Here is a 246-nt window from a genome sequence, read left to right on the forward strand (position 1 = left end):
CCCAGGACGGGGATCGTGGCCGCTGCCCAGATCGATCCGGACCACTGTCCGGCCCCGGCAAGGTACGCCGCCCATCCCAGAAGCAGCCCGAGCAGGGGTACGGCCACGAGGATGGGACGGACGAAGCGGTGAAGATTGCGCAGGCCCAGTGCGCTCGGCATCGCAGGCTGGTGCAGCATGGACGGAATTTCAGGAGTGGCCTTCCGGATGGCGATGCGCGTCATGCCGATGTCCATAGCCCGTTGC

Annotated in this window: 1 pseudogene; it reads right to left on the minus strand. The window is 67.1% G+C overall.

Annotated elements, in window-relative coordinates:
* Positions 1 to 224, minus strand: a pseudogene (locus tag KBI52_RS00175) (hypothetical protein); the annotation flags it as partial.
* Between the last annotated feature and the right edge of the window lie 22 nt (positions 225 to 246).

Source organism: Microvirga sp. HBU67558 (assembly GCF_018069605.1).
GTDB classification, from domain to species: domain Bacteria; phylum Pseudomonadota; class Alphaproteobacteria; order Rhizobiales; family Beijerinckiaceae; genus Microvirga; species Microvirga terrae.